Origin of the sequence: Streptomyces sp. ATCC 21386 (genome assembly GCF_018728545.1) — a bacterium.
Classification (GTDB): Bacteria; Actinomycetota; Actinomycetes; order Streptomycetales; family Streptomycetaceae; genus Streptomyces.
In genome coordinates this window covers 1,426,012-1,448,394 of the sequence record NZ_JAAVVL010000001.1, presented here as the reverse complement: position 1 = coordinate 1,448,394, position 22,383 = coordinate 1,426,012, and the positions used below count along the sequence as shown (strand labels likewise).

At 71.9% G+C, this 22,383-nt stretch carries 20 protein-coding genes; 9 read left to right on the top strand and 11 right to left on the bottom strand.

Annotated features, from left to right (window positions below):
• Positions 1–128: 128 nt before the first annotated feature.
• The 4 genes from GWK25_RS06370 to GWK25_RS06355 all read right to left on the bottom strand — a co-directional run bounded on the left by GWK25_RS06370 (position 129) and on the right by GWK25_RS06355 (position 6,849).
• Positions 129–1,385 (bottom strand): hypothetical protein, encoded by a 1,257-nt coding sequence (locus GWK25_RS06370; protein WP_251828747.1) that lies wholly within the window; start codon positions 1,383–1,385, stop codon positions 129–131.
• The gene (locus GWK25_RS06365) at positions 1,382–3,667 is read right to left on the bottom strand and encodes a DUF3492 domain-containing protein (RefSeq protein WP_215448874.1); all 2,286 of its coding nucleotides are present in this window, start codon (positions 3,665–3,667) and stop codon (positions 1,382–1,384) included. Before GWK25_RS06365 ends, GWK25_RS06370 begins: the two co-directional genes overlap by 4 nt.
• Before the next feature lie 213 nt (positions 3,668–3,880).
• Positions 3,881–5,620 (bottom strand): DUF3152 domain-containing protein, encoded by a 1,740-nt coding sequence (locus GWK25_RS44690; RefSeq protein ID WP_215448873.1) that lies wholly within the window; start codon positions 5,618–5,620, stop codon positions 3,881–3,883.
• Positions 5,621–5,628: 8 nt separating this feature from the next.
• On the bottom strand, positions 5,629–6,849 hold the full coding sequence (locus GWK25_RS06355; protein ID WP_215448872.1) for an alpha/beta fold hydrolase: 1,221 nt from the start codon (positions 6,847–6,849) through the stop codon (positions 5,629–5,631).
• A gap of 481 nt (positions 6,850–7,330) precedes the next feature.
• On the opposite strand from GWK25_RS06355, the gene GWK25_RS06350 reads away from it, so the two are divergent.
• The 4 genes from GWK25_RS06350 to GWK25_RS06335 all read left to right on the top strand — a co-directional run bounded on the left by GWK25_RS06350 (position 7,331) and on the right by GWK25_RS06335 (position 9,269).
• The gene (locus GWK25_RS06350) at positions 7,331–7,549 is read left to right on the top strand and encodes a hypothetical protein (protein WP_215448871.1); all 219 of its coding nucleotides are present in this window, start codon (positions 7,331–7,333) and stop codon (positions 7,547–7,549) included.
• A gap of 200 nt (positions 7,550–7,749) precedes the next feature.
• On the top strand, positions 7,750–8,391 hold the full coding sequence (locus GWK25_RS06345) for a TetR/AcrR family transcriptional regulator (protein ID WP_152171547.1): 642 nt from the start codon (positions 7,750–7,752) through the stop codon (positions 8,389–8,391).
• A 171-nt stretch (positions 8,392–8,562) separates the two neighbouring features.
• On the top strand, positions 8,563–8,790 hold the full coding sequence (locus GWK25_RS06340) for a DUF3107 domain-containing protein (RefSeq protein ID WP_009293559.1): 228 nt from the start codon (positions 8,563–8,565) through the stop codon (positions 8,788–8,790).
• Between the two features lie 206 nt (positions 8,791–8,996).
• Positions 8,997–9,269, top strand: a complete 273-nt coding sequence (locus GWK25_RS06335) for a hypothetical protein (RefSeq protein ID WP_215448870.1) — start codon at positions 8,997–8,999, stop codon at positions 9,267–9,269.
• Positions 9,270–9,394: 125 nt separating this feature from the next.
• Here the strand turns inward: GWK25_RS06335 and GWK25_RS06330 are convergent, their stop codons facing one another.
• Positions 9,395–10,171 carry a ferritin-like fold-containing protein gene (locus GWK25_RS06330; RefSeq protein WP_184899153.1) on the bottom strand — a complete coding sequence of 259 codons (777 nt, stop codon included), beginning with the start codon at positions 10,169–10,171 and terminating at the stop codon, positions 9,395–9,397.
• A 505-nt stretch (positions 10,172–10,676) separates the two neighbouring features.
• On the opposite strand from GWK25_RS06330, the gene GWK25_RS06325 reads away from it, so the two are divergent.
• Both GWK25_RS06325 and GWK25_RS06320 read left to right on the top strand, forming a co-directional pair.
• Positions 10,677–13,160, top strand: coding sequence for a DEAD/DEAH box helicase (locus tag GWK25_RS06325; protein ID WP_251828746.1), 2,484 nt, complete (start codon positions 10,677–10,679; stop codon positions 13,158–13,160).
• A gap of 317 nt (positions 13,161–13,477) precedes the next feature.
• On the top strand, positions 13,478–14,353 hold the full coding sequence (locus GWK25_RS06320; protein WP_215448868.1) for an alpha/beta fold hydrolase: 876 nt from the start codon (positions 13,478–13,480) through the stop codon (positions 14,351–14,353).
• A 46-nt stretch (positions 14,354–14,399) separates the two neighbouring features.
• On the opposite strand, the gene GWK25_RS06315 is transcribed toward GWK25_RS06320, so the two are convergent.
• Entirely contained in the window at positions 14,400–15,305 is a 906-nt protein-coding gene (locus tag GWK25_RS06315) for an NYN domain-containing protein (protein WP_215457235.1), read from the bottom strand.
• Positions 15,306–15,541: 236 nt separating this feature from the next.
• Between GWK25_RS06315 and GWK25_RS06310 the strand changes: the two genes are divergently transcribed.
• Positions 15,542–15,694 (top strand): hypothetical protein, encoded by a 153-nt coding sequence (locus GWK25_RS06310; protein WP_215448867.1) that lies wholly within the window; start codon positions 15,542–15,544, stop codon positions 15,692–15,694.
• Positions 15,695–15,765: 71 nt separating this feature from the next.
• Here the strand turns inward: GWK25_RS06310 and GWK25_RS06305 are convergent, their stop codons facing one another.
• The 4 genes from GWK25_RS06305 to GWK25_RS06290 all read right to left on the bottom strand — a co-directional run bounded on the left by GWK25_RS06305 (position 15,766) and on the right by GWK25_RS06290 (position 19,020).
• Positions 15,766–16,371: a MarC family protein gene (locus GWK25_RS06305; protein WP_215448866.1), complete on the bottom strand. Its 606-nt coding sequence runs from the start codon at positions 16,369–16,371 to the stop codon at positions 15,766–15,768.
• A 156-nt stretch (positions 16,372–16,527) separates the two neighbouring features.
• The gene (locus GWK25_RS06300; protein ID WP_215448865.1) at positions 16,528–17,385 is read right to left on the bottom strand and encodes a PHP domain-containing protein; all 858 of its coding nucleotides are present in this window, start codon (positions 17,383–17,385) and stop codon (positions 16,528–16,530) included.
• A gap of 156 nt (positions 17,386–17,541) precedes the next feature.
• Positions 17,542–18,183 carry a DUF6758 family protein gene (locus tag GWK25_RS06295; protein ID WP_033525501.1) on the bottom strand — a complete coding sequence of 214 codons (642 nt, stop codon included), beginning with the start codon at positions 18,181–18,183 and terminating at the stop codon, positions 17,542–17,544.
• Positions 18,184–18,435: 252 nt separating this feature from the next.
• On the bottom strand, positions 18,436–19,020 hold the full coding sequence (locus GWK25_RS06290) for a suppressor of fused domain protein (protein ID WP_215448864.1): 585 nt from the start codon (positions 19,018–19,020) through the stop codon (positions 18,436–18,438).
• Positions 19,021–19,554: 534 nt separating this feature from the next.
• Between GWK25_RS06290 and GWK25_RS06285 the strand changes: the two genes are divergently transcribed.
• Both GWK25_RS06285 and GWK25_RS06280 read left to right on the top strand, forming a co-directional pair.
• Complete coding sequence (locus GWK25_RS06285) at positions 19,555–20,679, top strand: magnesium and cobalt transport protein CorA (RefSeq protein WP_215448863.1); 1,125 nt, start codon at positions 19,555–19,557, stop codon at positions 20,677–20,679.
• Positions 20,680–20,699: 20 nt separating this feature from the next.
• Positions 20,700–21,245: a hypothetical protein gene (locus GWK25_RS06280; RefSeq protein ID WP_215448862.1), complete on the top strand. Its 546-nt coding sequence runs from the start codon at positions 20,700–20,702 to the stop codon at positions 21,243–21,245.
• Positions 21,246–21,512: 267 nt separating this feature from the next.
• On the opposite strand, the gene GWK25_RS06275 is transcribed toward GWK25_RS06280, so the two are convergent.
• The gene (locus tag GWK25_RS06275; protein WP_215448861.1) at positions 21,513–22,268 is read right to left on the bottom strand and encodes a hypothetical protein; all 756 of its coding nucleotides are present in this window, start codon (positions 22,266–22,268) and stop codon (positions 21,513–21,515) included.
• Positions 22,269–22,383 lie beyond the last annotated feature (115 nt).

Here is a 22,383-nt window from a genome sequence, read left to right as displayed (position 1 = left end):
CCGTAGGTGCTGAGGTGGCCCGCGGTGTCGGCCTCGCGGGAGGGGACGTCCGGGACGGAAGTCCCGTGCGTCGATCGGGCTCGGACTTCGCGTGGCGGTGTGAGGCCGTGGTGCGAAGCCCGAGGGGGTCAGGTCGCCCCGGGGGGCAGGGCGTGGGCGGAGGCCCGGGTGAGCGTGCGGGTGGCGTGCACGAGCAGGGTGAGCGCGGCGGCGCCGCACACGAGCGCGGGTACGGCCTCGGGACCCCAGGCGCGGGCGATCGTCTCGACGGGGGCGGCCAGGAAGGAGCAGCCGGGCAGGCGGCTCGCGAAGACCGTGCCCAGCGCGGCCGCCTCGGCCAGCGCGGCTGCGCGGAGGGCGACCACCGGGGCCCGGGAGAAGCCGTGCGCGATGAGGAGACGCGCGAGCAGAAGCAGCGCCCCGAGGGCGGCGGCGCCCGCATGTCCGGTGGGCGCGTTCAGGACCGCCCCGCACAGCGCCAGCAGGGCGGCCAGGGCACCGAGGTGGAGTGCGGACACGCCGAGGATCAGAGGCTTCATGGACTCGGCGAAATCTGCGAGGCCGCGGCTGGTGCGGAGTTTGCGGCGGGCCCGCGCGGAGAGGAGGTGGGCGCACCAGACGGCGGGAGCGCAGGACAGGGCGAGCGCCAGTACGGGGGCGACGGCCAGGGACCAGAGGCCGTGGGGCCCGCCTGCGAGACCGGCGGTGAGCAGGCCGTCGCCGAGGAGGGCGTAGGCGATGAGCCAGCACGTCCAGGTACGGGTACGGCCCGCGCTGCCGGACGGTGCGCGCAGTGGACCCCGGTCGAGTGCCGCACGGAGGCCGAGCGCCACCGCGAGGGCGCCGAGGGCCGCGGCCATGAGACGTGGTTGGCCGTCGGTGAGCCGCACTCCGGCGACGCCCGCCGCACACAGGGCGCCCGGCAAGAGGGCGAACACGGCCCAGCCACGGCGTGCGCCGGGCGCGCTCGGCACCGGCTGGCGCTCCGTGGATTCCTCCTCGTCGCGCGACACCCGTGCGTACATCTCCTCGGCGAGCGAGAACACGTCGCGGTGCCGGAAGCGGGCGGCCGTTCGGTCGGTCACCCCGTGGGCCTCCAGCCCGGCGGCGATCTCCAAGGGATCGACCGCCCGCTCGCAGAGTTCCCGGTGCCGGTGCATCAGGGCCTTCACGGGGTCCACGGCGCCGCGCCGGGGAGCGGACCGGTGTGCGGCCTCGGGTGGGGCATGGCCGTCGTCGTCCACCCTGAGCGCAGGACCGGGCGGGGCGATGAGGTCCCGCGAGGCCAAGGGGGCGCCCGACGTCATGGCCTCCGGCGGGAGCTTCACATCGCACCCATCCAGCCCGTCCAGCCCATCCAGTCCGTCCAGCCGCAACTCGCTCATCGTGCCCCCTCCCCCGCGGGCACCGGCTCCCCGGTGGGAACCGGATCCTCGGCGGTGGCAGCCGAAGGCCTCTCGACAGCCCGCGCCGAGACCGTGGCCTCCACTGCCGCAGCCGCGACCGCAGCCGTCTGAGTCGTGCGCGGGGTCGAAGCCATGGACTCGGCCGAGGCGGTGCTCGCCGCCGAAGCCGAACCCGTGACCGCCGTCGGCTCAGTGACCGCTGCCGGCTCCGTGGTCGCAGCCGAGGCCGTGGCCGCCGCTGCGGCCGTGGTCCCTGCAGCCGAAGTCCCGCCCGCCACCAACGCCGCGTCCGGCCCCGTCACCCGGCTCCGCCCAGACGCCCCGTCCCGCCCGGACGCCCCGGCCCGCCCGGACAGAGCGTCCCGGCCCGGCGTCGTAGCACGCACGGGCGAGCCAACCGCCCACCGTGGCCGTCCGACGGCACCCCGGCCCGGCCCCGCCCTACCGGCGCCTGCCGCCGCGGCGGCGGAGATCCCCGCCGCTCCGGCACCCCCCGCGATCCCGACAACTCCCGCGACCCCGGCAACCCCCGTGACCCCGACGCCACCCGCCCCCGGGCGGGGCTCGGTCCAGCGGCCGGGGACGTGGGACTCGGCAGGGGACCCAAAGGGCAGTGGTTCACCGGTGTCGTCGAGGACGATCCTGTGCACGGGGGCGTGGGAGACGATCTCCAGGTAGATGCCACGAAATGCCGCGACGTTCTGCTCCACCGTGAAGAGTTCGAGAGCACGGGCGCGGGCGGCCGCGCCCAGGCGCGCACGGCGCCCGGGTTCACGCAGGAGCGCCACGCACGCTTCGGCGAGCGCCCGCGGATTACGCGGGGGGACGACCAGCCCGGTGCCGCCGATGACCTCCACGACGGCCCCCACGTCGGTGGAGACCGTGGGCCGACCGCAGAACATGGCCTCGACCAGACTGATCGGGAAGCCCTCGACCACACTCGACAGCACGACCACCGCCCCGGCGGCGTAGGCCTCGGCAAGGTCGGGGACGGCCGGGTCGCCGACCTCCTCGAAGGAGACGGGGTTGTCACCGACCGCGTGGACACCGTCCGCCTCGTCGGGGAAGAGCTGCGCGGCAAGGGCCTTGCAGTGGTCCAGATACGAGGTGGCCTCGGCCCCCGAGGCCGCTCCGACGATCCTGAGCCGCGCCCTCGGTTCCGCCCGCCGGACCTCGGTGAAGGCGTGCAGCAGCGAGATCAGATCCTTGGCGGGTTCGATGCGGCCCACCCACACCAGCGTGTGCGGGTCCGCGCACTCCGGCGACTCGCCCACCTCGGCGAAGCGGGCGGCGTCCATGCCGGGGTAGACCGTACGGATCTTGGCTCGATCGGCGCCGCAGCGCTCCTGCCAGCGGCGGGCATGGGTGTTGCCGGGGGTCAGACAGGCGGCACGCCGGTACACCTCCGCGGTCAGCCGCCGGTGGAAGGCCGCGAGGAGTGCGCGTACCGGCGCCTCACCCGAGGCCCCGAGGTAGTGCGCCCGTAGCGGCACGCCGTACTCGGTGACCAGGAGCGGCACCCCGTGGAAGTGCCGGGCCAACAGCCCGGGCAGCGCGGCCGACCCGCCCGCCGCCGCATGGCACAGGTCGACGGCGCCGAGCCCGTCGTCCTCGTACCAGTCGAGCGAGAGGGGGCGCAGGGCGCGTTCGAGATGCGCGGCGACCGTCAGCAGATCCGGTACACGAGCCTCGCGCGCCCCTCGCAGTGCGCCCGGCGCGCGACAGGCGCGCTCCAGCGTGCGGACGGCGGCCTCGGAACGCAGCGCGCCGACGAGTCCGCCCTCGTCCCGGGCCAGTTCCGCAAGCCCGTACAGCGCGTTGCCGAAACGGTCCGCCTCAGTACCGGCCGCACCATCGAAACCATCCACGGCCGGACCGTCGAAACCCTTCGCGAGCGCCCCTTCGAGGACCGTCCCGGTCACACCGCCGATCCCGCCCGCTGAGCTGATCCCGCCCGCACCGCCGGCTTCCCCCGAACAGACAGCCGCCACCAGCTCCCCGTACGCCTCGGCGAAGCGCCTTCGCGCGCGTCGGCCGTGGACGATCCCGTCGTCCTCGGCCGTCCACAGCGGTGCCGTGCGGACCCGGCGGACCTGTGGTGGCAACGGGATCCAGCCCTCGTCCTCCTGCCGCTCGCTCCGGCTGAGCGCGTAGACGTCGAACTCGTGTCGCTCCAGCCCACGTACGAGTCGGTCGCACCAGAGCCTGGCGTCACCGCTCACATACGGATAGCCACCCTCCGTAAGCAGTCCGATGCGCACGCGTGCACCCCCGATCTCCCGTTTGAGGAGCCGCCGTTCGCCCGGCGGCCCGCAGCGGGACGAACGTATGCGGACAAGGCGGTGGCGCGACGGACGGTTGTCCATCGCGCCACCAAAAGGGGTGAACGGTCGTAACTTTCACTAGCGGGACGCGTTTTGTCGCGCTAAGGGATCACCCGGTCACTCCGCGTCGATCAACGGGGGGGTGTCCCGTCAACTTCCCGGGTAGGGCCAGGGATTGGCCTTGCACGTGATCCCGCCGAAGGTCAGGAACTTGCTCTGCTGCTGCATGACCGGCGCGAGTTCGCCGTCCTTGTCGCAGGTCTCATGGCCGTAGCCGAGACGGTGTCCGATCTCGTGGTTGATCAACATCTGCCGGTACGCGTGCATCTCGTCGCCGTACGTCTCAGCGCCCTGGGCCCAGCGGTACGCGTTGATCATCACGCGCTCGGTGGCGGCCGAGTCGCAGGACACGTTGTCCACGGTGGTGTCGAGGCCCGACTTGGCGCACCAGATCGCGGTGGTACCGGGGCTCGCGAGCGTGATCACGAAGTCGGGGGCGCCCGAGGAGATCCGCTCGAACGTGCGGCCGCCGCCGCGGGCCCAACTGCGTTCGTCGTTCAGGGTCTTCTGGACGGCCTCGGCGAACAGCTCCGCTTCCAGTCCGAGCCCCTTCTCGACGTCGACCCGGTAGCGGTACTTCTGTCCCGTTCCCGGCGCCTTGTCGAAGCCCCTGACCGCCTCGAACTTTCCGCCGCCCTCCAGGTCCGCGGCGAGCGGGTACTTCTGGTCCATCTTCTGGTCGTACGACAGCGGGGTCGCGGTCGGGCTGGGAGAAAGGGAGGGGGTGGGCCGGTTGTCGCTGCGCGAGGCGTCACGCACCGCACGCTGGCCGGCGTCGGCGGCCTGCGGCTGCCGAGTGACGGTGTCGTCCTCCCCGACGGCCAACTGTCCACCCACGACGACCACGAGCACGGTGGTGACCGCGGCCGCCGCGATCCCGGTGAACGCACGCCCCTTGCCGCCCTTCGAGGCCCCTGCGGCCTCGGTCCCATCGCCCGGCGGCCGCTCGTGCGGCTGCTCCTGCGGCGACCGCCCGCGCGGCGGTTGCTCCTCCAGAACCGTCTCGGCCCGGCCGTCGTCGTCGGCACCCGGCGCGCCACGATGGGTCCGGCCGGGTGCGAAGACGTCGTCGACCTCGTCGAAGGCGTCCAGATAAGCCTGGCGGGGGCCACCGGGGGGCATGGTCTCCTGCCGCTGCCGGGGAATGGGGATACGACGGCCCGAACTCTCCGGAGGCACGCCGTACGGGGCGCCATGGGGTGACGCCTCGCCCGGCCCACCATACGGAGCCCCCGCGGGCGACCCCTGCGCCACGCCGCGTCCGGCACCCGGTCCCCGCCGACCACCACCCAAGTGGCCCCAACCCCCACCCGCTTCACGCTGCTGAGGGTGCTCCCCACGACTCGACGGACGACCGCCGTCCTGGGCACCGTCCGCAAGACGCGGGAAACCGTGCGCGGGCGTGCCGTCGGGGAGGCGGGGAAAACCGTGCGCGGGCGTGCCGTCGGCGAAACGCACCCCCTGCTGCCCGGGCCCACCACCGAACCCAGGCCTCGCCTGACCCGGTAGCCCCGGCCCGGGGAGCCCTTGCCCCGATGTTGTGTCGTACCCGTACCCCGGGCCCCCGGCATATCCGCGGGGCGACGGAGCACCCCCCGGCGACTGCGGAACCGCATGCGCCGCCGAGGGCGAGGCACCACCGGTGCCCGAGGCATCCGGTCCGCCCGAACCCCGGGCCCGCACGCCTCGGGCCTCCTCCGCGCCGAGGGCTCGCGGAGCCGCCGCCGCGCGGTCGCCCGGCCCGGCGGACCTCGCCGTCCCGGCCGTCCTTATGTCGACATCACTTGTGTCGCCTTTCGGCGCCCGCCCCTTGCGGCTGTGCCGTCCCACGCCGCGCCTCAGCTCCCCCCGCCGGGCGAGCCCTTGGGCGGCCCTTCGGCGACCGCGTCACCGTCGTCGGCTCCGACCGAGCCACCGCCACTCACCGAACCACCCTCACCCGAAACACCGACCGCCCCAGAAGACGAACCCACCGGTGACGAACCCGCCGGTGACGAACCCACCGACGTCGAACCCGCCGGCGAGGCACCCACCAGATCAGAACCCACCGGCTCCGAACCCGATGGTTCCTCATCCACCGGCTCCACATCCGCCCCGCCCCGCGACCGACCCGCATCCGCGAGCAGCTCACGGAACGCGGCGGCCACCGCCTCCGGGTACTCCATCATCGCCACGTGCCCCGCGTCCGGCAGGGAGACCAGGCGGGAGTCGCGGAAGGAGCGGGCCGCGCGCTGGGCCATGCGGTAGCCGACGAGCTGGTCGCGTCGGCCGTAGACGAGGAGGGTCGGGGCGAGGACTCGCTCCGCCTGGCGCCAGAGCGAGTGCTGACCGCCCAGAGTGTAGGCGTCCACGAGCCCTCGGGCCGAACGCGTCAACGCGTCCCACATGTAAGGCAGCTGGAGGCGCCGCTCCATCTCCTCCACGGCATTGCGGAAGCCCTCCTCCGTGACCCGGCCCGGGTCGCCGTAGCAGAGCGCGGTGACGCCCCGTACGCGCTGCTCGGCGCTCCAGCCCTTGGTGAAGCGGGTGAAGAGCGCCGACATGCCCGGCAGCGCGAGCAGCGCCGTCGGGACGGCGGTCCGCTGCACGCGGAGCTCCGGCAGGGCAGGCGAGACGAGCGTCAGGGTGCGCACCAGATCGGGGCGCAGGGCGGCGACGCGGGTCGCGATCGCGCCGCCGAGGGAGTTGCCGAAGAGGTGCACGGGGCCGCGCCCCGCGGAGTCGACGTAACGGATGACCGCGCGGGCGTGTCCCGTGACGGAGTAGTTGCCGTCGTCCGGCGGCGGCGAGTCACCGAAGCCGGGCAGATCGAGCGCCTCGCTGTCGACGAGCCCGTCGAGCAGTGGCATCAGCGCGGACCAGTTCTGCGAGGAGCCGCCGAGGCCGTGCACGTACAGGGCGGGCGGCAGTCCCTCGCGCGCGGGCGGTCTCGACCGCACCGACAACGTGATCCCCGGCAACCGGACCGACCTCAGCCGCTCGCCGGGTGCCACGCGCACGGCACTCGCCTTCGGCGACGCGGTGGCGGTCAGCAGGGACGGCAGCTCGGTCGAAGACATGCGGGCAATGTTACGAGACGATCACGTAGTGACTCATGTGTTCGCCGTCACAGAACGCACCGCAAATCAGCCACTTCTCACGGGGTACCGGGCGTGCAGCACTCGCCGCCGACCCGAAGGTCGGCTCACCGCCGACCGACGGAGGACTCGCCCCCGGATCAAAAGCGGGCTCGCCACCCCGAACCCCATCGCACCGGACCACACCGGATCGACCGCGTAGCGCCGCGATGACCTGTCTCCTAGGCTCGGAGACGTGCTCGCAAACGCGCTCGCGAACTGCTCGGAGCGTGCCCGGGGACGGGCTCGCAAGCGCTCTCACGAACAGGCCCGCGGGCAGCACGGACGACCAGGCTCGCGAGCCGCCGCAAGGCAGGCCCGTGACAGCGCATCCGGTCTCGCGATGAGGGCACCCGTACGTGGCCCCCGCCGTCGTCGGGACGTTCCGGCGGCACCAGGGCAGCAGCAGGAAGGGGAACCCACGATGGCCGTAGACCCGACCGATCCCGACACCTTCGTCGAGGAGGACGACGTGGAGTTCGACGATGTGGAGGCCCCCGAGGCCGATGCCGCCGAGCAGCACACCGACATCGCCCAGCACCGGGACGACCCGCTGACCGACGTCGACCCGGACGCGGCCAACGAGGCCGATCTGGCGGAACAGGCCCGCGTGGTCTCCCTGGACGAGGACGACTACCGGTAACCCGGCCCCCACCAGGGACGACGACCGGTGACGAGAAAGGGCTTCCTTCTGCCCGCCCTGTCCCTGTTTGACGTGGTTGGCGGCACTTTCCCGGCTGTCCGGTCCGTGAAATTCTGCGCTCGCACCGCGCACAGCCGGGTTACCGAAAAGTACGATGGCGGCGCGGCGCACACCGCATGTGGACGATCTTGGGAGGCGGCGTGACAGCCATCGAGCAGACAGAGGCGGCGCGCCCGCGGGGCACACGCCTGCCGCGCCGAGCCCGACGGAACCAGTTGCTGGGCGCTGCCCAGGAAGTCTTCGTGGCCCAGGGCTATCACTCGGCCGCGATGGACGACATCGCCGAGCGCGCCGGAGTCAGCAAGCCGGTGCTCTACCAGCACTTCCCCGGCAAGCTCGACCTCTACCTGGCCCTGCTGGACCAGCACTGCGAGTCGCTGATCCAGGCCGTGCGTGGCGCGCTGGCGTCGACGACGGACAACAAGCAGCGGGTCCGGGCGACGATGGACGCCTATTTCGCGTACGTCGAGGACGAGGGCGGCGCGTTCCGGCTGGTCTTCGAGTCCGACCTGACGAACGAGCCCGCCGTGCGCGAGCGCGTCGACAAGGTCACCAACGAGTGCGCCGAGGCCATCTGCGACGTCATCGCGGAGGACACCGGTCTCTCCCGCGCGGAGTCGATGCTTCTCGCCTCGGGTCTGGGCGGCCTCTCCCAGGTGGTGGCGCGGTCCTGGCTGCACAGCGACCGCAGTGTCCCGCGCGAGCAGGCGGTCCAGCTGCTGGCCTCGCTGGCCTGGCGCGGCATCGCGGGCTTCCCCCTGCACGGCATCGACCAGCACTGACCCCACGGGCCGGCGGGCGGGCCGCACACACCTGGTCCGGGTATTTGTTCCCGCCCCCTGTTCGCTCCTGGCGTTCTCAGGCGGAGCGTGTACGTCCCCTCACCGGGCTAATGTGTGCTGCGTACGGCGCGGAAGCCCGCGCATTTCACTGACCGTCGGAGGGACATAGCCGTGGAGGTCAAGATCGGCGTGCAGCACGCGCCCCGCGAGATCGTTCTGGAGAGCGGTCAGAGTGCCGAGGAGGTCGAGCGTGCGGTTGCCGAGGCGCTGGCCGGCAAGTCGGCGCTGCTGAGCCTCACGGACGAGCACGGCCGCAAGGTGCTGATCCCGGCCGACCGTCTCGCTTACGTCGACATCGGCGAGCCGACCGTCCGCAAGGTGGGCTTCAGCGCGCTGTAGTCACCAGCACAAGAGGCGTACGGAGGGGCCCGGTGGTGTGAAACCACCGGGCCCCTCCGCACGCCCGCGCACCATGGCCACCACGGGGCGCGCCGCACAGGCCGGCCACATCTCGTCCACGGACGATGATTGCGTCCCATGCCTCGCGGGTAGTACCGGCTACGACCGATTTGCCCAGGCCAGGCCGTGCGGGAGGGAACCCGATCATGTTCTTGGAAGCACTCGGATCCGCACTTCTCGGCTTCGCCCTCGCCTGCGCCGCCGTCTACCGTCTGCCGCACCGTCTGCCGTCCCGCGCCCTGGTCCTGCCGACGGGCACCGCGGGCGGTCTCTTCGGCGCCTTCCTGACGCACACGGCGCTCGGCTCGGCCAACTACCTGCTGGTCCTCACCGGCGCCCTGGTCGTCGCGGCGGCCTCCCTCTCCCTGCTGCTCCGCCCGACGGAGCGCTTTCGACACAGCAGCTCGGCGACGGCGTGAGGAGCCACCGCTAGGGGCCAAGCCCCGTCCGGGGGCGCGGGGAACTGCGCGACCAGCCACGAAGCACCCGCACCCGCCGGACGACAGCTCGCCCCACGGCGGCTAGGCCCACGGCGGCCAGGCCCTTACGCGGCCAGGCCCAGCGCGGCCATCCGCTTGGTGTGCGCCTCGGTGATCCGCGAGAACATCCGCCCCACCTCGGCGAGATCGAACCCGTCGGCCACGCCGCCCACGAGCATCGTGGACAGGGCGTCCCGGTCGGCCACCACCCGCTGCGACTGCGACAGCGCCTCCCCCATCAACCTCCGCGCCCACAGCGCCAGTCGACCGCCCACCCGCGGGTCCTCGTCGATCGCCGCCCGCACCTTCTCCACGGCGAAACCGGCGTGCCCCGTGTCGTCGAGCACCGCGAGCACGAGCGAGCGCGTGTCCGAGTCGAGGTGCGCGGCGACCTCCCGGTAGAAGTCACTGGCGATCGAGTCGCCGACGTAGGCCTTGACGAGCCCCTCCAGCCAGTCCGAGGGCGCGGTCTGCTTGTGGAAGCCGTCGAGCGCGTCGACGAACGGCTCCATGGCACGCGTCGGCTCCTCCCCGATCTCGGTGAGGCGGCCGGCGAGCCTCTCGAAGTGGTGGAACTCGGCCGCCGCCATCTTCGCCAGCTCCGCCTTGTCGACGAGGGTCGGCGCCAGCTTCGCGTCCTCCGCGAGCCGTTCGAACGCCGCCAGCTCCCCGTACGCCAGCGCGCCCAGCAGGTCCACCACCGCGGCGCGGTACTGCGGGTCGGCGGAGGCGCGCTCCCAGTCCTGGGCGGCGATCCCGGTGACCTCCGTGGTGTCGGCGGCGTCGGCGGACTCGCCGCCGCTGGCGTTCTCAGGCTTGTCAGACGTGGTCATGCAGCGCACAATAGCCCGCTCCGCGCAAGGCGGAAGGGCCCGGTCATTCCGTGCGCCATTCCATGCGCCATTCAGTGTGACGACGACTACGTGACCAAATCGGCCATCGCATATGCGCGATTCCGAGGTATGGTGGTAATGCGCCTGCTGGTACCGCAACGTAGTTCGACGGTGCCTCGACAGGCCGCACGCATGAGGATGCCCGGTCGGTGGCCCGATCGGCTCCGACCCGACAGCCCTCCTTTTTCCGTACGGCACTCCGCGTACGGCGTCCGGAGGGAACCCCTCAGCGGTATGAGCGCTAGAGCGTCGGCAGAGGTCCCGTGCCACACGGCCCGCCGTGCGGTGGCCGACGTCCCCGGCACGGTCCGACACGACCCCCGCGCTCGCCTCACACCGCGTACACAGAAGAGGCAGCACCCTGACTACGACTTTCCGAGATCTCGGCATCTTTCCCGAGACGGCCGAGGCCCTTGAGGCCGTCGGTATCATCAACCCCTTCCCCATCCAGGAGATGACGCTCCCGGTCGCCCTCTCCGGCACCGACGTCATCGGCCAGGCCAAGACCGGCACCGGCAAGACGCTGGGCTTCGGTCTTCCCCTCCTCGAGCGCGTCGTCGTCCCCGCCGACGTCGAGGCCGGCCGCGCCAAGCCCGAGGACCTCGTCGACTCGCCGCAGGCGCTCGTCGTCGTCCCCACGCGCGAGCTGTGCACCCAGGTCACCAACGACCTGCTGACCGCCGGCAAGGTGCGCAACGTCCGCGTCACCGCGATCTACGGCGGCCGCGCGTACGAGCCCCAGGTCGAGGCCCTCAAGAAGGGCGTCGACGTCGTCATCGGCACTCCGGGGCGCCTCCTCGACCTCGCGGGCCAGAAGAAGCTGAACCTCAAGAACGTCAAGTGCCTGGTCCTCGACGAGGCCGACGAGATGCTCGACCTGGGCTTCCTGCCCGACGTCGAGAAGATCATCAACATGCTGCCGGCCCGCCGCCAGACCATGCTGTTCTCGGCGACCATGCCGGGCGCGGTCATCGGCCTCGCCCGCCGGTACATGTCCCAGCCGACGCACATCCGTGCCACGGCCCCGGACGACGAGGGCGCGACGGTCCGCAACACCTCGCAGCACATCTACCGCGCGCACAACATGGACAAGCCCGAACTGGTCGCGCGCATACTGCAGGCCGACGGCCGGGGACTGGCCATGGTCTTCTGCCGCACCAAGCGCACGGCCGCCGATCTCGCCGACCAGCTCAAGCAGCGGGGCTTCGCCTCCGGCGCGGTCCACGGCGACCTCGGCCAGGGCGCCCGCGAGCAGGCGCTGCGCGCCTTCCGCAACGGCAAGGTGGACGTCCTCGTCTGCACCGACGTCGCCGCGCGCGGCATCGACGTCGAGGGTGTCACCCACGTCATCAACTACCAGTCCCCCGAGGACGAGAAGACGTACCTGCACCGCATCGGCCGTACGGGCCGCGCGGGCGCCAAGGGCATCGCGATCACCCTCGTCGACTGGGACGACATCCCGCGCTGGCAGCTCATCAACAAGGCGCTGGACCTCGGGTTCAACGACCCGCCGGAGACGTACTCCACGTCCCCGCACCTCTTCGAGGAACTGAGCATCCCCGCGGGCACGAAGGGTGTCCTCCCGCGTTCCGAGCGCACCCGCGCCGGACTGGACGCGGAGGAGCTGGAGGACCTGGGCGAGCCGGGCGGGCGTGGTCCGCGCGGTCGCGCCGGCCGCTCCTCCGGCCCGTCGTCCGCCGACCGTGAGCGGGAGCGGGAGCGCCCGGCGCGTACGCCGCGCCGCCGCCGTCGCACGCGTGGTGGTGCCACCGTCGACGGGGCGTCCCCGGAGGCCGCCGCGGTCACCGAGCCGTCGGCCACGCGGACGCCGGACAGCGACGACGGTGCGTCCGAGCCTCGAACGCCGCGCCGTCGCCGCCGCACGCGTGCCGGGGTGAACCCCGCTGCCGAGGCCGTGATCGAAACCGTCGAGAGCGCGCCGGCCGAGTCGGCGGAGGCCGTGGTCGACACCGTCGCGGGCGCGCCCGCCGAGTCGGTGGAGGAGGCTCCCAAGCCGCGCCGCCGTCGTACGCGCAAGTCGGTGGAGGCAGCCGCCACTCCGGTGGCCGAGGCCGCGCCCGGCGCGGAGGCGTCGCTGGACACGGCTGAGGGCACGGCCGTCGTGGAGCCGGAGCCGGTCGTCGAGCCGGCCGCCGAGGCGGTGACCAAGCCGCGCCGCCGTACGCGCAAGGTCGCCGCGCCCGCCGAGGTCGTGAGCGAGGAAGCCGCCGCCGAGGAGGCACCGGCCAAGCCCCGCCGACGGACCCGCAAGACCGCCGAGCCGGTCGTCGAGGCGGCGGACAGCGCCGCCGAGGCCGCCGTGGACACCGCCGAGGCCGTGACCAAGCCGCGCCGCCGCACCCGCAAGACCGTGGCGGAGGCTGCCGAGAGCGTGGTCGAGGCTGTCGCCGAGGAGGCGGTGGTCGAGGCTCCGGCCGCGGCGCCCCGTCGTCGGACCCGCAAGGCGGCGGCCGCCGTCGTGGCTCCTGCCGCCGATGCCGCGGTCGACACGGCCGAGGGGGCGGACGGCGTCGAGCCGGCCGCCGAGGCGGTGACCAAGCCGCGCCGCCGTACGCGCAAGGTCGCCGCGCCCGCCGAGGTCGTGAGCGAGGAAGCCGCCGCCGAGGAGGCACCGGCCAAGCCCCGCCGACGGACCCGCAAGACCGCCGAGCCGGTCGTCGAGGCGGCGGACAGCGCCGCCGAGGCCGCCGTGGACACCGCCGAGGCCGTGACCAAGCCGCGCCGCCGCACCCGCAAGACCGTGGCGACGGCTGAGGGGGCGGTTCCCGCGCAGCCGACGGAGGAGCAGGCGACCAAGCCGCGTCGCACGCGGAAGGCGGTGGCTTCGGCTGCTGCCGAGGAGGCGGGGGCCGAGGCTCCCGCTCCGCGGCGACGCACGCGGAAGGCTGTGGCCGCGGTGGAGGGCACGGAGGGCTGAGGCCGTCTTGTCTCGTGTGAAGGTCCGGTTCCCCTGAGGGGGGCCGGGCCTTCGGCCGTTCCAGGGGGTTTCTCGCCCTCGCCGCCCCTGCCCGTCCCTCCCGCCAAGGGGCTGCGCCCCTTTGCCCCCCAGACGTCCGGTGGGGGCTGGTCGCGCAGTTCCCCGCGCCCCTGAAAAGCGGGGGCTGCGCCCCAGGCCCGCAGGGCCCGAATCCCTCAGAGGCGCGGGGAACTGCGCGAGCAGCCCCCACCCACCCGCGCTCGACCACGCGCCCAACCCAACCCCGCCGCGCCCTGGTGGACCGTTACGCTCCCCCCATGAGCCGTCCCCCCTCCTTCACCCCGCCCCCCGGCGCCCGCGCCCACCGTCTGCGTACTCCCCGTGGGGAGTTCGCCGTGATCGAGGCGGGCGTGGCGGTGAAGGGGAGCGTGTTGCTCGTGCCGGGGTTCACGGGGAGCAAGGAGGACTTCATCGCGCTGCATGAGCCCCTGGCGGCGGCCGGGTACCGCACGGTCGCCGTGGACGGGCGCGGGCAGTACGAGAGCCCGGGAGCCGAGGTCGACGAAGCACCGTACGCGCAGGTGGAGTTGGCCAAGGACCTGCTCGCCCAGGCGCGGGCCGTGAGCGACGGCGGCCGACTGCATCTCGTCGGTCACTCGCTCGGCGGGCAGATCTCCCGTGCCGCCGTGCTGATGGACTCCTCCCCCTTCGCCTCGCTCACCCTGATGGCCTCGGGCCCCGCCCGGATCTCGGTCGGCCAGCAGGAGCGCGTGAAGCTGTTGCGGGACGCCCTGGCCGTGATGGACATGGCGCAGGTGTGGGACGCCATCCAGGCGATGGAGGCACCCGAGCCCGAGGAGGCCGACACGGGCGCCCTCGACGCGGGGCTGGACGACCGCGCCGATCTGCGCCGCCGCTGGCTCGCCACCAAACCCGCCCAGCTCATCGCCACGGGACGGCAACTCTGCGCGGAACCCGACCGGGTCGCCGAACTCGCCGCCGTGAACATGCCCAAGCACGTCCTCTCCGGTGAACGCGACGACACCTGGCCGATCCCGGTCCTCGACGACATGGCCGTACGGCTGCGCGCCCACCGCACCGTCGTCCGCGGCGCCGAGCACTCCCCCAACACCGACCAGCCGAAGGCCACGGCCGACGCCCTCAGCGGTTTCTGGGACCGGATCACCAGCTGAGCACCGGCCGGACCGCCGGGCCGTCCGTCCGGGGCAGCCCGACTTCTCAGTACTGCGCCCGCAGGTGCTCCCAGAAGCCGTCTCGCAGCGCCCGTCTCAGGTCCGCCTGCCCTCGCAGCGAATACTGGAGCAGGCCCTCCGCCTCGACGAGCAGGTCCTGGTCGACGGAGCCGGGGAGGTACGGGTGGCCGTGCAGCAGCTCCTGCAAGGCCTCCCGGCCCCGGGAGGCGAGCCACTTCGCGGCGATCTGAGCGCCGACGAAGCGGACGTCCTCACGGCTGGGGCGGGCCCCGGTGGGTGCGTCGAAGGTGGATGCGGCCCGCCGCGACACGTACGGCTTGAAGAAGTCGAGGTCGAAGGTCCGCTGACTGTCCACCTCCCAGAGCAGCGGCTCGGCCTGGTTGCGGCCCTCGGGCGCCTCGATTCCCCAGAGGTGGACCCGCGCCCCGTACCCCTGCGCGGCCTCGACCGCCGAGACCAGGTCCTCGTCGCCGCCGAGGAGGGCCGCGTCGCTGATCGCGCGGTGCCGGGCGAGTGATTCCAGGTCGGTGCGGATCAGGGAGTCGACACCCTTCTGCTGGTTGTTCGCGTTCAGATTCCCGAGCCGGACCTTCACGTCGGGCAGCTCGGCGATCGACTGCTGTTCCGCCGTATGGATGCGGCGGCGCGCCCCGTCGTACCAGTAGACCCGCAGCAGCCGGCTGTCCGCGAAGATCGTGCGCGCCTTGTCGATCAGCGCGTCGATGAGCCCTTCCGCGTCCAGATCGAAGGACCGCCGGTCCTCCGTCCCCGCGACGAGCCGGCCCACGGCCGCGTACAGGTACCCGGCATCGACGAAGATCGCGTGTGTCGAGGGTGTCTTCGCCACCTCGGCGAGCATGCGGTGCAGCAGCTCGTTCGTACGGTCGATGCGGGCGCCGAGCGCCGTGAGGTCGTCGTTCATCACTGCCATTGTCCCGGCGGTCACGCTGCGAACACAACCGGTCCCTATCAGTCTTCTTGCTTCCTGGTAGACACACCACCAGACCACTTACCGGTTAGTAATTAGCTTCTCGAAAAATTTCCTTAGCGTAGGGAATGTTCGTAACACGCATACTGTTGACTCCTGATGGAACACGGGCACCGACGACCCGCGAGCCACCACCAGTAGTTCTCCTCAGGAGGATGACCAGACGAAGGGAGAAGCCCTTGCGCTTCGAAATTCTGCGACTCGACGATGTCAGCGGCACGCCCGTGGACAGCACCGTCGTGGACGCCGCCTCCGTCAACCGGATCGTGCAGCACGCCGCCGCCATCGGGCAGCGACTCTGGATCCGACCGGCCGACGTGACCGCCTCGTAGGACGCGGATCCGTTCACACTTCAGCGCCCCGTACGGCACATGCCGTACGGGGCGCTCTATTGGGCCGACCACTAGGAAGCCTGTACGACCTGGGTGACGCCGTTGATGATCTGCTGCACGGCGATCGCGGAGAGCATCATGCCGGCGAGGCGGGTCACGAGGACCACACCACCGTCCTTGATGACCCGGATGATCAGCAGCGAGTACCGCATCGTGAGCCACAGCACGATGTGGATCGCCAGGATCGCGGCCCACACGGACATCTGACCGGCCAGGCCGTCCGCCTTCTGCACCGCAAGGATCACCGAGACGATCGCACCCGGTCCGGCCAGCAGCGGCATCCCCAGCGGCACGAGCGCGACGTTGACGTCCTTGGTCTGCTTCGGTTCGTCCGTCTTGCCAGTGAGCAGATCGAGCGCGATCAGCAGAAGCAGCAGCCCGCCCGCGATCATCAGCGCCGGCACGGAGACATGCAGATAGTCCAGGATCTGGTGCCCCAGCAACCCGAAGACGGCGATCACGCCACCGGCCACACAGACGGCCTGGAGGGCCATCCGCTTCTGGGTTCGGGCGGGCCGCCCGGCGGTGAGACCGAGGAAGATCGGTGTGATCCCGGGGGGATCCATGATCACGAAGAGAGTGAGGAAGAGGGAGCCGAATACGGCGAGATCGAACACGGGTGTGCCTTGCGGGAAGGAGGAGGACGAACGAGGGGTGGCCTTGGCAGGCATCGGCGACCGCGCCGCTCACCCACTGGGGGCAAACGTTCGGCACGGCGGAAGAGGTGAGGCGCGGGCACCTGGCGTCCAGGTGCCGCACGAGCGAGGGACCGGCTAGTTCCCGCCGGTCCCCGGGACGGGGAACGCTCCGGTGGCCCGCCGCGTGATCTCGCCGTACACCTCGGGGTCGGTCGTATACTCGCCGAGCACGCAGGTCTTGCGGCTGCCGTGGTAGTCCGAGGAACCGGTGGCGAGCAGCCCCAGCTCCTTCGCCAGGCCGCGCAGCCGTGCCCGGGTCGCCGGGTCGTGCTCCATGTGGTCGACCTCGATGCCGTCGAGTCCGGCGGCGGCGAGCTCGGCGATGGCGGACTCCGGCACGGTCCGACCTCGTTTGACGGCGGCGGGGTGGGCGAAGACGGCGACACCGCCGGCGCCCTTGATCAGCCGGATCGCCTCGAAGGGGTCCGTCTCGTGCTTCTCGACGTAGGCGCGGCCGCCGTCGGCGAGCCACTGCTCCGTGAAGGCGTCGCTCACGGTCGCCACGACGCCGAGTTCGACGAGCGCGGTGGCCACGTGGGGCCGTCCCACGGAACCGCCGGCGGCGATCCGGGCGACCTGGTCCCAGGTCACCGGCACGCCCAGCTCGTTCAGCTTGGCGACCATCCCGCGGGCACGCGGGACCCGGTCGTCCCGGACCAGCTCGCGCTCGGCGAGCAGATCGGGCTCCTCGGGATCGAACAGGTAGGCCAGCATGTGCATGCTGACGCCGTCCAGTCGGCACGACAGCTCGGCGCCGGTGACCAGGGTGAGCCCTTCGGGCAGCGCGGCGATCGCCTCGGCGTGCCCGCGCGTGGTGTCGTGGTCGGTCAGCGCGACGACGTCCAGACCGGCAGCGCCCGCCTTCCGTACCAGCTCAGCGGGGGTGTCCGTACCGTCGGAGGCCGTGGAGTGGCAGTGCAGATCGATACGCACGACTCGGACTCCAGGGCGCGGGGAAGGGAAGCGGACGCTCAAGGATAACGCCCTTTCGGGCTAGCCCTGTCACACCCGAAAGCGGGTAGTGACCCCTACAGGGGTGGCGCCGGGGCGGCCCGACTTCTCTGCCCCGCCCCTCCCCATCAGGCGCCCCTACGGCTCCAGGATGCGTGGGGAGAGGGCTCCGCACGGCAGGAGTTCCACCTCCGCGCCCGCGTCCCGCAGATCCGTCAGGACGAGTTCGTCGTACATCAGCAGTCCCGTCTGTTCGGGCCACACGATCGCCCACAGCCACAGCCCGAGCGCCTCGCCCGCGAAGACCGCGCGGTCGTCCGGCGTGCCGGTGACGTGCCACAGCGGTGTCGGCCGTCCGGCGGCCAGCACTTTCGCCTGGGGTGGTTTCTCGACACTCAGATACGGACCGGGATCGGGACCGTCGATGCCCGCGTACCGCGCACCGAGGCCGACGCCGAGCTCCTCCGCGATGAGGACGAGCTCCCCGACACCGCCGAGCGGTCCGGGACCGGAGCAGGCCACGGCTGTGGCGCGTCCGCCGCTGCGGTCGTCCCCCGCGAAGGCGGCACCCGTGAAGAGCCAGCCCACCGGCAGCGGCCAGGGCATCCAGACCGGCACCTTGGCACGGTGCACCACGACGCTGAGGGCCTCGACGCTGGGCGGGATCACGGGCTGCAGCGGGTGCACCGTCCCGTGCGCGGCGCACTGCCAGGAGTCGGCAAAGAGGCCGGGAGCCCTGACCCGGCCACCACACTTCGGGCAACTGGGTTCGCCCCTCATAGGGCCCAACGGTCCTCCCCGTGCTTCCTCGCGTCAAGGACGATCACCCGTCCGGCGTGTGCGCGTCACATTCCGCGCACGTTCCGCGCACGAACGCCGGTCCGCGGCCACCTGCCGGCCCGTCGGACCGACCAACGGAATCAACTACCCACGCCGCCAAGGGAAGCGGTGGTTTTCAGCCACCTGCCGAGCGACCACCGGTCACGTATGGCGTGCCGTCCGTCACACGGGGAAGCCGCGTCGGGCGGCCGTTCAGCCCAGGGAGACGGACTTGCGCACCGGGTCACGGAGGTCGGTTCCCTGGGTGAGCCAGCGCTCCTGGAGGGCCTCGGCGCCGTGCACCCGCTTCCAGGCGGCCTCGTTGGCGGTCATCGGCAGGAGGGGCAGGAACCGTACGGGGTCGGCGGGGGCGTCGAGCTCGAGGTCCTCGACCAGGCCGCCGGACTCGGCGACGAGCACGGAGGTGAAGGGGGCGCCGGGCCAGAGCGGATCACCCACGTCGAGGGACGCGCCGGGGGCCACGACCACGCCCTCCACCTGCGGAGACGCGGCGAGGACGGCGAGCGGGCGCAGCACCTTGTCGGTGTCGGCGACGCCGCGCCGCACGGAGAGGACGAGTTCGGCGCGGGGGCCCTTGACGGGGTCGGCGAGGGCCGCGGTGGGGTCGGCCATCGGCTGGGCGGACATGCCGAGCGTGGCGTAGCGGACGATGTCGCCGTCGGTGAAACGGAGCACCTCGATGCGGTCCGTGCCGAGGAAGGTGACCGCGGCGCGCGCGTCCGGTTCGCCCAGCGCGGTGCGCAAACGGGCCTCCACCAACGGAAGAACATCAGCCATGAGCCGAGCATAGAACTCGTCAGGAACCGGCAAACAGGCGCCTTGACACTTCAGCCGACTGTTAGTCTTGGCCGCCGGTCGGGACAGCACGCGGGCAGCACGCAGAAGCCTCGCTCTCAAGGCTTCTCACGCCTTCGCGTCCCGTACCGAGAAGACTGACTCCCCTACGGGGAACCCCGGACGGGGTATGGAACGTCCCTTACGAGGGACCGGCCGGAGGAGGTGGGGCTGCGATGGACCGAAGTCGACCTGGCAGTACCACCCGCTCTTCCGCTGTTCGAGTTCCGTAGCTCCGGCCGTAGCCGTAGTTCTCGCTCCCTCGGCTATCGCCTCACTCGCTTCGTGCCGCTCGCCGGTCGTCGCGCATCGGAAGAGCACTTCTTTCCCGTCTTGATCTGAATCAAGCGAAGCTGTCACCGCGACGGTGCGGTGCTCCCCGCTTTGTGGACGTGCCAAACATCCGCAGTCAAAACGTCCCCATTCCGGGTAGTTCCAACCGTCGTCGGCGGCCTTTCGTTGCGAAGGAGCCAGCTCATGTCGATGATCCACAACCTGCGTGCCGCGGTCCGCCCGTCCCGTCCCTCGCGGCTGTCGCTGCGCAAGGACGGCGGGGTGTACGACGCCACGCGCCCGGCGGAGGCCGCCACGGCCGTCGTGGACTGCGCCGTGTACCGCGACGGCGCGCGCGTCTCGTTCGAGCGCAACCTGACACCGCACGAGGCGATCCGTCAGGTCCGCCGTGACGGCGGCTTCGTCTGGATCGGCCTGCACGAGCCGTCGGAGGCCGAATTCTCCGGTATCGCGGCCGAGTTCGGGCTGCACCCGCTGGCCGTGGAGGACGCGGTGCACGCGCACCAGCGGCCCAAGCTGGAGCGGTACGACGACACCCTCTTCACCGTCTTCAAGACCATCCACTACATCGAGCACGACGAACTCACCGCCACCAGCGAGGTCGTGGAGTCCGGCGAGGTCATGTGCTTCACCGGGCGGGACTTCTTCATCACGGTGCGGCACGGCGGGCAGGGTTCGTTGCGGGCGCTGCGTCACCGGCTGCAGGACGACCCGGAGTTGCTGGCCAAGGGGCCGTCGGCCGTGCTGCACGCCATCGCCGACCATGTCGTCGACGGGTACGTGGCGGTCGCGGACGCCGTGCAGGACGACATCGACGAGGTGGAGACGGAGGTGTTCTCCCCCGGGCGCAAAGGCACCCCCCGGGGCACCGACGCCGGCCGGATCTACCAACTCAAGCGCGAGGTCATGGAGTTCAAGCGCGCGGTGCTGCCTCTGGTGCGGCCCATGCAGCTGCTGAGCGAGCGGCCGATGCGGCTGATCGACCCGGACATCCAGAAGTACTTCCGTGACGTGGCCGACCACCTCGCCCGGGTCCAGGAACAGGTCGTCGGCTTCGACGAGCTGCTCAACTCGATCCTCCAGGCGAACCTGGCGCAGGCCTCCGTCGCGCAGAACGAGGACATGCGCAAGATCACGTCCTGGGCGGCCATCATCGCCGTGCCGACGATGGTGTGCGGTGTGTACGGCATGAACTTCGACTACATGCCGGAGACGCACTGGAAGTACGGCTACCCGGTGGTCCTCGGGGTCACGGTCGCGCTCTGCCTCGGCATCCACCGGACGCTGAAGCGCAACGGGTGGCTGTGAGGCACGGTTAGGCTGCCCCCATGACAGCCGGTTCGCTCCCCGCCGATGCGCCGACCTCCGACGCGCTGCTCGAACAGGCCCTCGTCGAAGAGGCCACCAAGAAGTCCGGGCTGATCTGGGTCCGGGGTGGTGAGGTGTCCCGGGCGTTGTGGCACGTCTGGCACGAGGGTGCGGCGTGTGTGGTGGGCGACGGACCGGGTGAGCAGCCGTTGCCCGGGCTGGCCGACGGGGGGTCGGCCGTGGTGACCGTGCGCAGCAAGGACAAGGGCGGGCGGTTGGTCAGCTGGGCGGCGGACGTCGTCGAACTGGCCCCGGACTCTCCCGCGTGGGCGTCCGCCGTGGCCGAGCTCAAGGGCAAACGCCTCAACGCCCCCGACGGCGAGGCCATGCCGGCCCGTTGGGCCCGCGAGTGCCGGGTGGTGCGCCTGGAGCCGACGGGGGCGACCCTGCCCCTGCCCGACGGTGACCTGGCGCAGCCACCGGTGACCACACCGGCGACCACACGACAGCCGATTCCGGCCGCGGTCCCACGCCTGCTCTTCGGCCGCCGCAGACGCGACCGCTGAGCCCGGCCCTGCCCGGGGCGCGCCCCGCTCGGCACCGGCGAGAGGCGGCGCATCCCCTGGACGGCGGCCAGGCGCGAAGAACGCGGCGCGCCCCAGCCCTGCGGCTCGCCCCCGCCCACACCACCCGCGAGGTACACCCCCGCTCCGCGCGACACCGCCCGCCTCGCCGCGAGACCACCGCTCGCCCCGCCGCGCGCCCACCGGAGGCCGCGCGGCACGCCCCGCGGAGCCCGCGCGGCACGCCCCGGCAGGCCGTCCCGTCCGCCGCTATGACGTCGGCAGTTGTTTGCCGTAGTCGACCACCGACTTTTCGTCCGGTTCCTCCAGGGTGAAGTCCTTGCCCCAGTCGGTGAGGAGGATGGTGCCGGCGTCGCCGGCGCGGACGAGGCGGAGGGGGTAGGGGGTGCCTTCGAGGGAGACATCGAGAGTCCCGCCGGAGCCCTTGTCACCGGTGATGCGGATGGTGCGGGTGCCGGACTGCTCGTGGTGACCCTCGGTGGACAGCGTGCCGTGCAGGGTGAGCAGGCTGTTGAGGAGGACGTCCTTGTCGGTGAAGCCGCTGAACCGCTTGTAGGCGGGGTCACCGGTCGGCACCTTCACATACATGCCGTCCAGCTTGTCCGCGGCGGCCGTCTCGGAGTCCCCCTCGCCACCGTGCTCACCGGAGTCCTGGTGGTCCCAGAAGTCCGCGTCGGCCTTGAGGAAGAGGTGCTCGCCCACCTTCAGCAGCCGGAACGTGGAGCCCTCGGACGTCACCGAACCCGTGCCGCCGTCCTCCTTCAGGCGCATGTCCAGCTTGTAGGTTCTGCCGTTGCTCACCACGGCCCCGGACAGCCGGACCGTGTCCGCCGCCGTGGCCGCCGCCTTGGTCTTGCTCTGGATCTTCGCCGGCTCCAGCCTGCCGACCCCGTTGGTGCCCTCGTTGGGGTCCTCGCTGCACCCCGTGAGCCCCAGCCCCCCGACCACCAGGGTGCAGACGGCGCTCACCAGTGCGGCCCTTCGGGTACGGGGAATCACAGTCACAGGCGATGCACCTCTTCGTGGGGAGTCCAGGCGTACCGCAGAGTACCGGGGCTCCCGACCCACCACGGAGCCAGTCCGTCCGCACCGCTCACCAGGGCATATCCGATCGGGACGG